The 14,321-nt window shown below is 67.3% G+C and carries 15 protein-coding genes; 2 read left to right on the forward strand and 13 right to left on the reverse strand.

The window, feature by feature from the left end; translation table 11 throughout:
* Positions 1 to 3 precede the first annotated feature (3 nt).
* Genes CX676_RS08535 through CX676_RS08595 form a run of 13 tightly spaced genes read right to left on the reverse strand, consistent with a single transcriptional unit; the run spans position 4 to position 12,082 of the window.
* Entirely contained in the window at positions 4 to 324 is a 321-nt protein-coding gene (locus tag CX676_RS08535) for a hypothetical protein (protein WP_101752233.1), read from the reverse strand.
* Between the two features lie 18 nt (positions 325 to 342).
* A complete protein-coding gene (locus CX676_RS08540) occupies positions 343 to 852 on the reverse strand; it encodes a phage baseplate assembly protein V (protein ID WP_101752234.1) in 510 nt (169 codons plus the stop codon).
* The gene (locus CX676_RS08545; protein ID WP_101752235.1) at positions 849 to 1,976 is read right to left on the reverse strand and encodes a hypothetical protein; all 1,128 of its coding nucleotides are present in this window, start codon (positions 1,974 to 1,976) and stop codon (positions 849 to 851) included. Before CX676_RS08545 ends, CX676_RS08540 begins: the two co-directional genes overlap by 4 nt.
* Positions 1,976 to 2,335: a hypothetical protein gene (locus CX676_RS08550; RefSeq protein WP_198590307.1), complete on the reverse strand. Its 360-nt coding sequence runs from the start codon at positions 2,333 to 2,335 to the stop codon at positions 1,976 to 1,978. Before CX676_RS08550 ends, CX676_RS08545 begins: the two co-directional genes overlap by 1 nt.
* The gene (locus CX676_RS08555; protein WP_101754227.1) at positions 2,332 to 2,988 is read right to left on the reverse strand and encodes a hypothetical protein; all 657 of its coding nucleotides are present in this window, start codon (positions 2,986 to 2,988) and stop codon (positions 2,332 to 2,334) included. Before CX676_RS08555 ends, CX676_RS08550 begins: the two co-directional genes overlap by 4 nt.
* Positions 2,989 to 2,995: 7 nt before the next feature.
* Positions 2,996 to 4,420: an eCIS core domain-containing protein gene (locus tag CX676_RS08560; RefSeq protein WP_101752236.1), complete on the reverse strand. Its 1,425-nt coding sequence runs from the start codon at positions 4,418 to 4,420 to the stop codon at positions 2,996 to 2,998.
* Positions 4,417 to 4,650: a hypothetical protein gene (locus CX676_RS08565; RefSeq protein ID WP_101752237.1), complete on the reverse strand. Its 234-nt coding sequence runs from the start codon at positions 4,648 to 4,650 to the stop codon at positions 4,417 to 4,419. Before CX676_RS08565 ends, CX676_RS08560 begins: the two co-directional genes overlap by 4 nt.
* The gene (locus CX676_RS08570; RefSeq protein WP_101752238.1) at positions 4,647 to 6,527 is read right to left on the reverse strand and encodes an ATP-binding protein; all 1,881 of its coding nucleotides are present in this window, start codon (positions 6,525 to 6,527) and stop codon (positions 4,647 to 4,649) included. Before CX676_RS08570 ends, CX676_RS08565 begins: the two co-directional genes overlap by 4 nt.
* A complete protein-coding gene (locus CX676_RS08575) occupies positions 6,524 to 7,864 on the reverse strand; it encodes a DUF4255 domain-containing protein (RefSeq protein ID WP_101752239.1) in 1,341 nt (446 codons plus the stop codon). The genes CX676_RS08570 and CX676_RS08575 overlap by 4 nt, the downstream gene beginning before the upstream one ends.
* Complete coding sequence (locus CX676_RS22525; RefSeq protein ID WP_157935884.1) at positions 7,861 to 8,532, reverse strand: hypothetical protein; 672 nt, start codon at positions 8,530 to 8,532, stop codon at positions 7,861 to 7,863. The genes CX676_RS08575 and CX676_RS22525 overlap by 4 nt, the downstream gene beginning before the upstream one ends.
* Positions 8,529 to 9,203 carry a hypothetical protein gene (locus tag CX676_RS08585; protein WP_101752241.1) on the reverse strand — a complete coding sequence of 225 codons (675 nt, stop codon included), beginning with the start codon at positions 9,201 to 9,203 and terminating at the stop codon, positions 8,529 to 8,531. Before CX676_RS08585 ends, CX676_RS22525 begins: the two co-directional genes overlap by 4 nt.
* Before the next feature lie 47 nt (positions 9,204 to 9,250).
* Positions 9,251 to 9,763, reverse strand: coding sequence for a phage tail protein (locus CX676_RS08590; RefSeq protein ID WP_101752242.1), 513 nt, complete (start codon positions 9,761 to 9,763; stop codon positions 9,251 to 9,253).
* An 18-nt stretch (positions 9,764 to 9,781) separates the two neighbouring features.
* The gene (locus CX676_RS08595) at positions 9,782 to 12,082 is read right to left on the reverse strand and encodes a phage tail sheath C-terminal domain-containing protein (protein ID WP_101752243.1); all 2,301 of its coding nucleotides are present in this window, start codon (positions 12,080 to 12,082) and stop codon (positions 9,782 to 9,784) included.
* Positions 12,083 to 12,562: 480 nt separating this feature from the next.
* Between CX676_RS08595 and CX676_RS08600 the strand changes: the two genes are divergently transcribed.
* On the forward strand, positions 12,563 to 13,264 hold the full coding sequence (locus tag CX676_RS08600; protein WP_232816627.1) for a hypothetical protein: 702 nt from the start codon (positions 12,563 to 12,565) through the stop codon (positions 13,262 to 13,264).
* Positions 13,265 to 13,288: 24 nt separating this feature from the next.
* Entirely contained in the window at positions 13,289 to 14,311 is a 1,023-nt protein-coding gene (locus tag CX676_RS08605) for a hypothetical protein (RefSeq protein WP_101752245.1), read from the forward strand.
* Positions 14,312 to 14,321: the final 10 nt, after the last annotated feature.

Consider the following 14,321-nt stretch of genomic DNA (forward strand, 5'->3'; position numbering starts at 1 on the left):
GGCCTAGATCCCGATCACGCGGGTCTGCGCCTGCACCGGCACCAGCGGCGTGCCGGTGGGCGTGCAGACGGAGGTAGACGACATCAGCACGGCGGGCGCGCCCTCGATCAGCACCCTTGTCGCGGCGACGACATAAGTGGCGGTCACGCAGGGGCCATTGCCCGCCGAGGGCACGAAGGGGCAGCCGGCCACGGTCCAGACCGAGCTCTGCGCCACCGCCGGCTGGCCAGACAGCAGCACCCGCGCCGAGGGCGTGGTCGGCAGGGCCTGCCCGCCATGCGAACACATGACGGTTGCGCCGAGATGCAGTATGGGTCCGCTCATCGCTCTCTCCCTTCCTCTTCAGATCACCACCAGCGCGCCATTGTTCACCGTGACCGTCGGGCCGGTCATGATGATCGAGGCGCCCTTGCCGTTCTGGATGTAGATGCCGGTGTCGTTCACGATCAGCGAGGCGCCGGTCGCGGTCTTGATGACGATGCCGCCGGTCGGTCCCGGCAGGTCAGTGACGGTGATGCCGTTCTGCAGCATGGTCTGGATGGTCACCGCGCTGAGCCCCGGCGGGGTCAGCTGGTGCAGCGCCGGAACCTCGGCCACGGTGCCATAGAAACAGCCGGTCCAGACCGGGTAATCGGGATCACCGCGCTCGAACTCGACCCAGACCCCGGCGCCGATCGGCGGCACCGCCAGCACCCCGGTCTGGATGCCCGACATCGGAAAGCAGGGCATCGCCCAGCTGGTCAGCGCCACCGAGCTGACATCGGGCACCATCGCCTGAATCCGGCCGACCATCATCGGGTCGATGTTGTTGATGACCGTGCCGCGGAATTTGCCGAAGTATTGTTCGGTCATACCGCCACCGAAGGGCTGGAGGGCAGAAGCCCGCTGCGTTTCAGGGTGAATTTCTGCGTGTAGCTGCCGCGCGACAGGTCATGCGTGACGCTGTCGATGTAATGGATGCCGTCAAAGGCCATGCCGGCCCCGCGCACCCCCACGAGGTTGCGCGCGCGAAGGATGCGGCCATAGCGGACCACGTCGATCGAGCCCTGCCCCCGCACCGCGTCACTCCGCTGCGCCGCGCGGGCGAAACCGCGTGCCACCGCCTCGAACGGGTTCAGCCGCGCGGTGTCCTTCATCCGGTTGATCTTGGGTGGCAAGGGCGGCACCAGCCCCAGGGGCGGCAAGAAGGGGATGGCCGAGGGGATGGGAATCGGGATCGGCGCCTTGGTCTGCGGGTTCTGGATGAACACGATGGGGATCTCGAATTCGGACTTGTCGAACGAGAAGGACAGCTCGTCGCAATTGGTGGCAAAGCCGCTGTCGACGGTCAGCGCCGGCTGCACCTCGCCGATGCGAATCTCGGGACCCCAATAGGCAAAGCTGGTCGCGGGCGCAGGTCCGGGCTTCAGGAAGAAGGTATAGCCCGCCTCGGCCGCCAAGGCCCGGATATAGGCCAGATCGCTGTCCTGATGCCGGGGGATCTTCTCGGTCGGCAAAGGCGCGCTTTCCATGCTGGGGATCACCTGCGGGATCACCCCCAGCCACGCATATTTCGCCAGCACCAGCGCCACCCGGGCAAAGGGCGGCATGGCCGGATAGGGCAGGCCCGAGAAGTCGAAGGTCTCCATCGTCGCGGTCAGGTCCTTGCCCTTCACCGACAGCGTGGCGGGCGCGCCGCCCGCGCCGGGGGCGAGATCGGCCTTGGTGACGACGCCGTTCATCAGCGAGATGGCCTGCCCGTTCATCGTCGCCACCAGCGCCACCCTGAGGATCGGCAACGCCGCACCGCCCGCCAGCAGGAACAGCGTGTTCAGCGGAGAGTTTTTCTCCAGCGCGAAGACCAGTTCGAACCCCGATTGCACCTCGCCCGAGTTCTCCTCGATCTTCACCGATTGCAGCGCCTCGATCACCGCGCGGGGCGCGGGAAGCGGGACGCCGGGTCCGAAAAGGACGGTGAGGTCGATGCCCTTTATCATCACTCCTCCTCGGGCGCGGGGACGCCGGCGGGCAGGGTCAGGCGCAGCTCGGTTCCGGCGGCGGCCAGATCCTCGGGCCAGAGCGCGCGGTTGGCGTCGCAGATGAGCCAGAAGGCCTCGGGGTTGCCGATGGTCTCTGCCGCGATCTGGTCCAGCCGCTCGCCCTCGGCCAGCTGCCGCCAGCCGATGGTGGCAAAGACCTCGGGCGGTGGGGCGAAGCGGCGGGCGAGATAGGGAAACTGCCGCCCGTCGGGGGCGGTGAAGCTGCGTGTCGGGATGCCGTGATAGCGGCTGTCGGCGGGGAAATCCGTGGCCTCGACCACGCCCGCCTCGTACATCGCCTGGATCGGGTTCTTCACCGCAAACCTCCCGCGCCAAGCGCATCCAGCGTGCCGGCCTGCGCCTTGGCGGCCAGTTGCTCCTTGGCCTGCAGATAGGCCATGAACAGTCCCGAGCCGCGATGGGTGAAGCCCAGATCATCGACCGAGAGCACCTTCATCGACAAGGACAGCTTGGCCCGGATCGGGTTCAGGTTCGGGTCAAAGAACTCCTCGGTGATCTGCAGACTGTCGAGCCGGACCGGCACGATTCGCTGCGCCGACCAGACGAACAGGGCCAAGGGCGTCTCGGCCGGGGTGATCTCGAAGCTGCCCGCCGCCCCCTGCGCCTTCTGCCGTTCAAGCTGGGCTGACGTAGGGTAAAGCAGCGTCTCCAGCGCCGCCAGTGCCGGAAAAATGCCCAGCCGCGCGGCATCGGGATTGCGGTCGGGAAATTCCAGCTGGTCGGTGGCGTCGATCACCGCATCGAGGCTGATCGTCTCGCTGGCCGGCCCGGTCAGGCGCAGGGCCTGCGAGCGGTTCTGGCCGTCGGCGATGGCCTGCGCCTTGACCTCGCGGGTCAGCGTCTCGGGCGCGTATTGCAGCGCGATGATGCGGCTGACCGCGCCCGTATCCGGCGCCATCAGCACAAGGCCGGCACGGATCAGTCTGGGAGAGGAGGACAACCCGCTCATCATCACCTCATGGCGTCGGATCGCCCGGCTTGCGGACGCACATGGTGGTCACCTTGCCCTTCTCGGCATTGCTGGTGTCGATAGACTTGCCGGCGCAATCGGTGCGCAATTCCGAGATCCGGACCATCGTCTTGATATAGGCGGTGATGGCATTGCTGAAATTGGTTGCATGGGTGCTGAAGGTTGCGACCGCCTGCCCGGTCTTGCCGGCGAAGACCGGATAGGGGTTGTTCTGCAGATGGGTGATGAAATCCCGGCCATGCTCGCCCTCGTGAAAGCCGAGGGTGCTGGTCCCGCTCGAGGCCTTGTCCTCGGTGGTGGTGCCGCGGCCATAGCCCGAGGTGCCGCCAGTGCTTGCCCCCGGACCATAGGTGGTCTGGATGCTCATCGAGAAGACATCCTGATTGAAGGTAAAGCTGCTGATCGTGCCGCGCGGTGAGAGCACCCAGTCAACGAAATTCATGCCCGCCGGCAGCGGCGAAAGGTTGATGTCGGTCTTGGCGCCGTTGGCCATGGCCGGGTCGGATGAGGTGGTGTCGGGAAGGATCGTCAGGTTGACCGTGCCGATCTTCGTCGTCGCTTCGCCGGTGGCGGCGACCCCGGCGCGGAACGGCACCGGCGAGGAAATCCCCGGCACGGTCTTCCATTCGGGCACCGGCACGCCCAGCACGGTCGCGGCGCATTCCGCCTTGGCGATGTCGTCAAAGCCCATGACCTTCTGGCACTCCATCAGCGCCCGCGCCTCGGCATAGGTCATGATCAGCCTGCCGGGTTGTTTCTGTCCGCCGCCCGGTCCCGCCATGCCGAAGCCCTGATCGACCGAGCCTTCAAAGGGCTGGTCGGCCAGCAAATCGATTGGCAAGCGCCGCAGGGTTGCCCCGGATTGCTGCAGCGTATGGGTCAGCTCGTGCGCCATCAGCTGGCGCCCCTCGCGGGTGGCGGGGGCGAACTCGCCGGCGCCGAAGGCGATGTGGTTTTTCAGCGTATAGGCCCGCGCGCCGATCGCCCGCGCCGCCTGCCCCGCCGCCGCATCGGTGTGCAGCCGGACATGGCCGAAATCGCGGCCAAAGCGCGGCTCGAAAAAACCGCGCTCGGCGGGCGACAGCGGCCTGCCGCCCTGCGCCACCGCCCCGGCAGCGGCGGGGGCTGCGGACTGATGTGGTGTAGCGATGGCCTTGGGTTGAAGCGCCGGGCCGACGCCATGGTTCAGCGCGGGCGCCGGCCGCCCGGCCACCACGGCCTCGGCCATGGCATCGGCCTCGCGCTCAAACGGATCATCGACCGGACCGATCGCCAGACGGGGCTGCACCCCGGCGGCCTTGGCGGCGCAGTCGGGGCAGAGATCATCGCTCGCGGTCTTGGCGTGACAGGCGCAGGACCGGCGGATCACGGCGGGGCTGGTGTCAGCTGTAACGGCGGCATGAGCCCTCATGGCGTCACCGCCGTGGCCACAGCCGCCGCTACCTGCGCGGTCAGCGGCCCGCCGCCTTTCTGCAGGGTGGCGGAGACGAGCGGACGCGCGCGACCCGCGCCAAAGGCCCCTGCCCCGCCCGTCACAGCCGTCCGTGTCAGTTCGGCCCTGATCGCCCGTTCCAGCGCGGCGCGGTCAAGCCCCGGCCCATCAGTCACGATCCGGTCGATGCGAAGCGTGATCCGCGTCATCTGAACACCCCCTGTTCGGCGGCGGTGAAGGGTTTTTCCAGCTTGGCATATTCCCGCCGCGCCGCGCGCTGGACATGCCGCATGGTGACGGGTTGATCCTCGCCCGCCGCCAGATAGGCCGCATTCAGCGCGACCGAGCGGATCGAGCCGCCCGACAGGTTCAGCCGGGCCAGCGCCGCCGGATCAAGGCCCGCAGTCGGCGTCTCGGGCGGGAACACCCCCTGCCAGATCGCCGCCCGCGCCTCGACATCGGGGAAGGGAAAGCTGACCACATGGCGCAGCCGGCGCAGGAAGGCCGGGTCCAGCGCCGATTTCTGGTTCGTCGTCAGGATCGCCAGCCCGCGATAGGCCTCCATCTTCTGCAGCAGGTAACTGACCTCGACATTGGCATAGCGGTCATGGCTGTCCTTGACCTCGGAGCGCTTGCCGAAAAGCGCATCGGCCTCGTCGAAAAGCAGGATCGCCCCACTGGCCTCCGCGGCGTCGAAGATGCGGGCAAGGTTCTTCTCGGTCTCGCCGATATACTTGCTGACCACCTGGCTCAGGTCGATGCGATAGAGGTCCAGTGACAGCTCTCCCGCCAGCACCTCGGCGGCCAGCGTCTTGCCGGTGCCCGATGGCCCGGCGAACAGCACCGCCGTACCCAGCCCCCGCGCGCCCTTCGCCGCCCAGCCCCAGTCCTGATTGACCCGCCATTGCTGGCCGAGATGCCGGGCGAGGTCCTTCAGCGTCTCGATCTGATCGGCGGGCAGCACCAGATCGGCCCAGACCGCACGGCTGTCGATGCGCGTGGCCAGCCCGTCCAGCGCCCGCCGCCCCTGCCGCCGTGCCGACTGCCAGAGGCTCGAACCGAAATCCGCGTCCGCCCCGGCCTCGGCGACGGCGGCGGCGATCCCCCCGGCATCCAGTGCAAATTGCGTGGCGAGCCGCGAGAGATCGGCATTCTCGGCATTGTCCCCCAGCGCCTGCCGCCACAGCGCGGCGCGGGCCGGGACGGCGGGCGGATCGAGGTCCAACCGCAGGCGCGGGTCACGGTCGGGGGGCAATGGGTCATCGGCAGAAATAAGCGTCGGGCCGGTGATCTGGTCGGCCAGTCGCGCGGCGGCGCGACCCTGATCCGGCCCGGCCTCGATCAGCAGAACGGCACCCGACAGCGCCAGTTCCCGGTCGAGCAGGGTTGCCAACGCCTCGCGCCCAGCCAGGTCATCGGCGCTGACCAGAAGCGCCAGCACCCCCAGCCGCGCCGCCGCCTCGGCCAAGGCCACGCGCTTGCCCGCCCGGTCGCGACCACCGAGCAAGAGGACGGGCGGCAGCGTTTCCCCGGCCCAAGCCACCACGATCCGTTCCGCCAGATCGGCCACTGCCCCTTCGGCGGGCAGGCTGGCGGGGGGCAGCACGCGCAAAAGCCCGTCGAGCCGCGGGTCGAGATAGCTGCTGCCCAGAAGGAAATGCAGGATGCGCTCGTCGATCCGCAGCGGGCGTTGGCGCAGCGGTCCATTGCCAAAGCTGTCGATCAGCCGCCAGCGGCGCAGCGGCGCGCCCGGTGACAGCATGTCCCAGGCACCGGCACCGAAGATTCGGACGCAGAACTCGGTGTCGATCACCCCCGTCGCCGTCAGCCCTACCAGCGCCGCGCCGATCCGGGGCGACAGGTCTTGCCCCGCTGCCATTGCCAGCAAGGACTGCTCGCTGCCATCGAGGCCGAAGATGCGGCCCAGCATGGTCAGCGCCGAGACCTCGGGCATCGGACCGAAACCCCGCGCCTCATCCGAGGCCGGCGCCTCCAGATGCAGGGCGATCTGGTCAAGCACCTCGTCCAGACCCTGGCGCTGCAGGGCAAGGCGGATCTCGGGCGTTTGCTTGATGCCGGCGGTCATGGGATGGTCACCGTGATGAGCCGGGGCGGCGTGGCGGACAGGTCGATCACCGGGCTGTCGATGCCATCGACGCGCAGTCGCACCGGCACCTCGCTGCCCGAGGCCAGCCCGTCGAAATGCGCGCTGGCTGTGGTGATCGGCGCGGCGGGCGTAGACAGCACCGCCATGGCCTGCCCGGCAAGGATCGCAAGGCTCTGCCCCGCCCGGATCGGCGGGGCGCAGGTCAGGGTCAGGTCCACCCCCGGCGCGGCGGCGACGACCGAAGGCGTCGAGGCCGGTGCCAGCGCCAGCGGCAGCGCGTTCGAGACCATCTCGCGCCCGCCCGGCTGGCGGATCAGCACATCGACCAGATAGGGCCCGACCCGCCAGCTTGCCGGATCGCTTGCTGTCCCAAGCGCAGGATTGCCCGCGCCAAGCGGCGTGGTGGCGGGCAGCCGAACCAGCAGGCGGTCAGGCGCCACCGGCATCTCGGGTGCCAGTGCCAGCACTCGCCCGCCGCCCGGTTCCAAGAAGCGGACCGTGACCTCGGCCCCCTGCCCGCCATCCAGTTGCAGCCCGGTGATCTCGACCCGCCCGCCAAGGCGCATCACCGGATGGCCGTCACCTGCGCGCGCTGCGGTCATGACCGGCGCCGAGCCGAGCAGGCTCGGCCGCACCAGCACCCCGGGATCGCGCCCGGTCAGGGGATCAGACAGCCCGCCGCGCGACAGCACCGGCAACGGCACCCGCACCGGCAGCTCGCGCTCGATCAGCACAAGGCTCACATCATAGGCGACCGAGGTGCGGTAACTGGCCTGAAAGGCGGTCCAGAGCTTGGACATGTCATCCAGCGACAGCGGGCGCGGGGTGATCTTCAGAAGCTCGATCTGGTCGGCCAGCTCGGAGGCGCGGATCGGGTCGAACTGCTGCGGCAGGATCTGGTCGATGGCGGCGGCGGCCAACGCCGCGCGGATGGTCTCGCGGGCAAGGATCGGCTGTTCGTGGAACAGCTGCATCGCATAGCCCAGAAGGATCTCGGCATGAAGCTCCTCGCCCGAGAGCGCGGTCAGAAGATAGTTCAGGTCGAGCGCCAGGGTCGGCCGCCGCTTCAGCGTGCCGTCGCGCCCCCGCGTCGGCAGGTCGGCATTGCGCAGCGCCGGATTGGGCGCCACGCCATAGAGGAACAGGTTCAGCTGCGTCGGCTGGTCGCCGGTCTCGGTCACCACCCGGTCGAGCGGCAGCGCGGTGACGGTGAAATCGGCACCAAGCGCGGTCGAGACATCGCCGTTGATCAGCGTGTCGTTCAGCAGATCCTTCAAGAGCTGCGTGACGGCGGCGATGGCGAGGACATTGCTCATCTTCGCCCCCCGCGCAGGTAATCGGCGAGGCTGGGCAGGCTGGGTTGTTGCGGTGCGCGGGAAGCCGGCCGGGGCGCCGGGGTGTCCGAGCGGATGTCGAGCCGGCCGATATGGATGGTGATCTCGGGTTCCGGGGCGGCCTCGGTGAGTTGCAGCGGGACGGAATGCGGGTGCGCGGGCGTGTGCTCGACAAGACGGGTGGTGATGGCCTGTTCGAGGCGTTCATGGGGCTGGACCGGCAGAAGCGGCGGCGGCGCGGAGCGTATCGGATCGGGTGCGAGGGATGGGGTCACAGTCGAAACGCGGGGCTCTGCGGCCTCAAGCGGTGCGGCGGGCGCGTGACCGGCGATGGCAGGAGGCTCGGCGGTGGCGGGCTCTGCTGCGGCGACGCGCGGCTGTGATGGGGCGTGAGCCGGGGGAAGAAGCGGCGCAGGGCGGATTGGCGAGGCGGCGGGTTCTGCGGGTGCGGAAGGGCGGCCTTGTCCCTCTGCCGGGACTTCCTCAGCCTGCTTTGCGTCAGGAATCTGCGGCGCGACCACCTCGTCGGCGACTTCGCGAAAACCCAGCTCGCCAGCGCCGCCTTCGAACCTCCCCGGCAGGCGTGGGCGCAGGCCCGGTGTTTCGGCCCCGGTCGCCCGCCCGACCAGCCGCTGTAAAATCCCGCTCATGGCCCGACTGCCCGTTGCAGGTAGGCCAGCCGCCGCGCGGGGCTGAGGGCGAGGATGTCACGCTCGGCCCAGCCATAGGCGGCGGCGAGGGTGGCGACCTGACCGATCAGCGCCAAAGCCGAGGTCTCGACCCGCGCCCAGAGGAAGTGCGGCAGGTCCAGAATCTCGGTCCATTCGCGGGCGCAGGCGGCGCAGGTCAGGCGGATGCACAGCTCGGCGCGTTCGGCGGCCTCGGCGATGGCGCGCTCGGCCTCGGCAGCTGCAGTGCCGGTGAGCCCCGGCCCGGCGATGCGGTCACGCAGGCCCGCCGCGACCCGCTCGGGGGAAAGCTCCGCCACGGCAGCCAGATCCCGGCTGCTGATCGGGCGCAGCCCCTGCCCCGGCTCGTCAGGCAACAGCGCGGCCAGCGCGCTCGCCTCCAGATCCAGCTCCAACTCCGCCCCGCAATCCGGACAGCTTGCACGCCCCGCCATGGAGGGGCCGAAACTGCCGCACCAGAGCGCCAGAAGGCGCCGATCCCGCTCGGCCAGCGGCAGGTCGGCCGGATCGCCTGCGAAAGGCTGGTCATCCTCGGCGGCCCAGAGCATCGCCAGCGCCCGGTCCAGCGGGCTTCGCCCGGCGCCGGTTTCCCATGCGGCGAGACATCCCGATGCGGACAGGCGCGACGCCATGATGGCCTCTTCTTGCTTGGATCAATCCGCCGCCCCAACGGGCGGCGTCAGAAGGCCGGTTCGGCCGGTTCCTGCACGTCCACGTCGCGTTCCCAGCCCTCGTTTTCCAGCTTCAGGCTCTGGATGGCGACGGCATTCGCGTTGCTGTCCAGTTCCGGCAGCGCCTGATATTCCGACACCCAGCAGCGATAGATCTTGTAGGCGATCGCCAGCTGCCCGGCCTCGTTATACATCTCGAGGATGATGTCCTTGCGGAAGTTGCTGAGCGAGCTTTCCGCCCCCAGACCCGCGCCGAAGGACCAGACCTTGTTGGCCCAGGCCTCGAATTCCGGGTCATGGGTCACGCCGCGTTCCAGCGTGATCGGCTCGAACTTGGACCGTCCCGGCGACTTGCGCCCGGTCGAGGGATCGCCGCCCACCCGGTGTTCCACCACCTCGGTCGTGCGCTTCAAGGCGCTGACCTTGGAGATGCCGGCGACGAAGCGGGCATCCCACCGGACGCGGAACTTGAAGTTCTTATAAGGGTCGAAGCGCTGCGTATTGACGCTGAATTCGGCCATGTGACCTGCTCCCTCGCGCTAGACTTGGCTTTGCCCAGCAATCTGCTGGATTGAGATGACGACGAATTCCGCCGGCTTCAGCGGCGCGAAGCCGACATGTATGTTGACGATGCCCAGATCGATATCGGCCTGCGTGGTGGTGCTGGAATCGCATTTCACGAAGAAGGCCTCGCGCGGGGTGGCGCCCTGAAAGGCGCCCTGGCGGAACATGTTCTGCAGGAACGACCCCACGGCCAGCCGGATCTGCGCCCAGAGCGGCTCGTCATTGGGTTCGAACACCGCGAATTGCGTGCCGCGATAGAGGCTTTCCTCGATGAACAGCGCGACGCGCCGCACCGGAACATATTTCCACTCGCTCGCCCGCGCATCCGCCCCGACCAGCGTCCGCGCGCCCCAGCTGACGGTGCCGAAGACCGGGAAGCTGCGGATGCAGTTGAGCCCCAACGGGTTCAGCACGCCGTTTTCCTGATCGGTCAGCACGTAATCCAGCGCCTGCACGCCCCTCAGGCCTGCCTCGATCCCGGCGGGTGCCTTCCAGATCCCCCGCGCGCCATCGGTCCGCGCCCAGAGCCCGGCCATCAGCCCGGAATTCGGGAAGGATCGAAGCCGGCCGTTCTGCAGCGGGTCGGACAGGCGGATGCGGGGGAAATAGGCCACTGCGTTGTTTGATTTCAGCGAGGTATTGGCCGCATCATTCACCCAGTCCCGCGCCTCGGTCAGCGTGTCCACATTGGGATCGATGTCGACGATGAGCATCGACCGGCGTTCCTCGGCATAGGCGACGCCAGCCGCGAGAACCGGAATGGAATGGGTGCCGGGGTAAAGCAGGATGTTGAAGAGATCGGCATCCTCCAGCGCGAAAGTGCCGGTCTTTGCCGTGCGGTCGCCGATGAAGGTGGCATCGGCGGCGGGCGGCGCGCCGTCGCTGCCGGGCGTTCCCGCCTGCTGCGAGCCTGCCGACAGTCCGATCCCCGGCTGCCACGCGGCGATGTTGCGGATGAACGTGTTGTCAGGCGCCGCCGCTCCGCCGGTCAGCCCCAGTTCCGCCGCCCCTGCGCCGTCGCAGTCGAAGCCCTGCCCCGGCACCGAGGCCTGCGCCGGGATGAGGACCAGCGTGTCATCGACGATCTCGACCCGCGCCCCGGCAAACCCCGGCAGACCGCTGGCCGCGAGCCCAGCCTGGATCTGCGCCCGCGCTGCGCCTAGCGAGGCAGGCACCGGATTGAGCAGCACCGTCACCGTGGCGATGGCCGCGCCCGAGACCGCGCCGGCGGCGGTCAGGTTCACCAGATGGATGTTCACCGGGTCATTCAGGCTGAGGCCGAGCGCCGAGAAATCCGGGATACGGTCGCCCGTCGTGCCGCTGGCCACCGGCCGGGTCTCGCGCGCGCCGGCGATCTCGTGCCCGCCATTGACCGTGCCAAGCCCCAGCACCGCCGCCGCATTCTGGCTGGCCGCATTACGCAGGATGACCGAGGATTGCCGCCCGCTGCTGCCCGAGACGACCGACAGCACGCCGGCAGTATTCGTCACCGTCACCCCGGTCACGCCGTCGATGGCGTTGATCCGCTGCTCCAGCCGCGCGCGCAGCGCCGCCACATCGGCCAGATCATTCGCCGCATCGAACAGCCGGATCTCGGTCGAAGGCCCGCCATCGATCGAGACATTCAGCCGCCGCGTATCGGCGGTCAGCCCGGTCACGTCGGCATTGGTCAGCGTCTCGCCGCTGGTGGAACTGGCATTGATGGTGCCGGCGAGCCCGCCATCGGTCAGCCGGATCAGGTCCGAGGCGGCATTGACGGCAGCGATGGCATAGGTCGGCGCGAGGTCGTTCATCGACAGGTTCCGATGGGTCTCGGTCCGCAGCGCCACCAGCCGCCCGTTCCGCTCGCCCAGCTCGGCCACGGTCAGGTTGAAACTATTGACCGGATCGGCGGTGGCGTAATCGACCGAGAGGATCAGGTTGTTGCCCCAGACCCCCTCGCTCGACGCCTCGGCCACGAGGGTTACCGAGCCGTTCGCCGCCTCGAGGCTGACCGAGGCCGCCTGCGCCCCTTCGGCCACGCGGACGATCCAGGCCGTGCCGCCGCCGTTCAGGAAGAAATGGCTGACCGCATAGGACAGGTCGCTGTCGAGATCGAGGCCGCCGAAAGCGCGCTCGAAATCGGCGAAGCTGAACACCTGCCTTGCCTCGTCGACCGGGCCGCGGGCGGTATAGCCGATGAAGGCCGCGATCGAGGTCGGCACCGCGGCAATCGCGCGCGACCCGCTTGGCACCTCCTGAATGTAGACCCCGGGATAGGAAACGGATACGGCCATCTTCGTGACTCCCGTCCTGTGAAGTGCAGCATGTGCAAGCAAAGGCACCGTCAGCGCCGATCCGGCCCGCCCGGTTGTCGAGACAAGTTCTGGATGCGAAAGCGGAGCAACGCGGCAACCGGGGACTGCTGTCTACCCAAACGCCCCTGATCCCACAGATCGAGAAGCCACTGCCGGGACTTCCGCGAAGGGTTCCGGGGCCGTGACTGCGCGAGCGGTGAAAAATCAGGGGTAATTCTGGCCGGATGGTCAAGAAAATGACGATTCGAGTCAAGGGAATTAACGGAATGGATCACAACTGCAGCGCGCAGTGCCGTCACGGTTCACTCGGCCGGACGCCTGATTTGTTCAATTACCATAGGTTGTATCATGTCTGCGATCCATTCAACGCGAGTATTGCAGATCCTGCACAATCCTGACGGGCTAGGCCATTGACGGTTTACCTTACGTTAATTACAATGACTTAATCACCGGAAAAAGGTGAATCCGGCCCGGCCAAAGGCCGTAAATTCCGCGCAGGGGACGTTCATGTCGAACATCGCTGGTAAAGCCTATGCCATGAACGTCATCACGCCGAGCAGCCCCAGGATCACCTGGACCAACCGGCTTCTGTTTATGGCGGCGCGCGGCCTGCCGCGAAATTTGCTTGGACTGCTGGGGCTTTCGATCATTCACTTCGCCCGGTGGGTGATCATCCGGCCGAAGGACTGGCCCGATCTGGGACAGGGCAAGCAGAACCTGAAAAACGACTATGTCCTGTTCTGCTCGAACTTCAACGGTACCTGGGATCAATATATCGACGCGTTTTCCGACGGTATCCCCAAGGGGCTGAACCTGTTCTGGTACTCTGCGACAAAATATCCGCAATCGATTCCGATCACCGATTTCAAACGCTATATCACCTATAATCAGATCAATACTGATTTCTACTATAACGCGACTCCGGGCTCGGCGCAGCGCGACGTGAAGGCGGGGCTGCGCGTTTATGACGCGGTGCTGGAATTGGCCGAGGCCCACAAGACCCAGACGCCCGAGGAGTTCGCGAAAACCTATCGCACCGCCATGTTCAAGATCCAGCATTCCCTGGGCGAACCGGGGCTGGGCCCGGTGGCCAGCCTCGATACCGAGCGCGCCGATATCAACCGCGGCGCCTATCGCAGCGACGATAGCTACGGCGCATGAGCAACCACATGCAGGGGCTTTGACATGGCGGATCTTGACAGCGGGCACATCTTCCTGACCACGCTCGCCCCGATCAAGGGCGTGAATGCCGAAAGCGGCACCGGCATCTCGCACGAGCAGCGGGTGCGGATTGCGCTGGCGCAGCTGCCCACCGCGCTGCAATCACCGGCAACGCAAGGCATTGGCATCAACAGCCCCCTAGCCCGGAACCGGCGCACCCACCTGGCGCGGATGTTCGTGCTGAGCGATATCGTCTATAACGGCCGCAACCCTCAGAACCCGCTGGTCGCCACGGCCAAGGGGATCGACCCGGTGGACCCTCTGCCCATCGACCAGTTGAGCACCGCCTACTTGGTCTTCTGCGCCGATGTGGATGCCATCGTGAATGACGGCGACCCCCTGCCCCACAACCTGACGAAGGCGCAGCAAAAGGCGGTCCGGGCCTCTTATGCGCGCAAGCTGTGGGATACGATGGGAGACGAGCTGCAGGACATCTACCAGAACTGCGTCGGCTTCGAGGGCGTGAAGACGGCGGATGATTTCGCCGCCTATCTCGACAAATGCCATGTCGAGACCACCATGCCCTTCCACGACTATTACCTCGACCTGCCCAAGTTCAACGAGTTGAACACCAAGCTTCTCCTGGGCGCGGTCCTGGTGCCGGCGGCGATTGCCGTCCTGTCGCTGTTGTTGCGCATCTTCGGGATGCTGCACCTGCCGATGCTGGGCTTCAGTACCTTCTGGACCTTCGTGGTCGCCGCCGTGGTGACAGTGGTCGTGGCGCTGCTGGCCATCGCCTATGCGCTGCGAAACGGGGCGAAGCCCCTGCCACCGGCGAAACATGACGACCTCCCCTCGGTTCTGAAGGGGCTATATGTGCAGCAGACCTTCTCGGATTTCGTCATCGACCATCAGGCCGCCGAGCCGAACGAGCTGCACCGCGCCTTTGGCGATTACCTCGCCCGGCACCGACCCGAGAACAAGATGTCCCCGACCCAGACCCCCGGCGTGATCTCGATCAGGGCCGAGGGCGGCATCACCCTCTAAGACTGGACCT

Origin of the sequence: Paracoccus zhejiangensis, from assembly GCF_002847445.1 — a bacterium.
Lineage (GTDB): Bacteria > Pseudomonadota > Alphaproteobacteria > Rhodobacterales > Rhodobacteraceae > Paracoccus > Paracoccus zhejiangensis.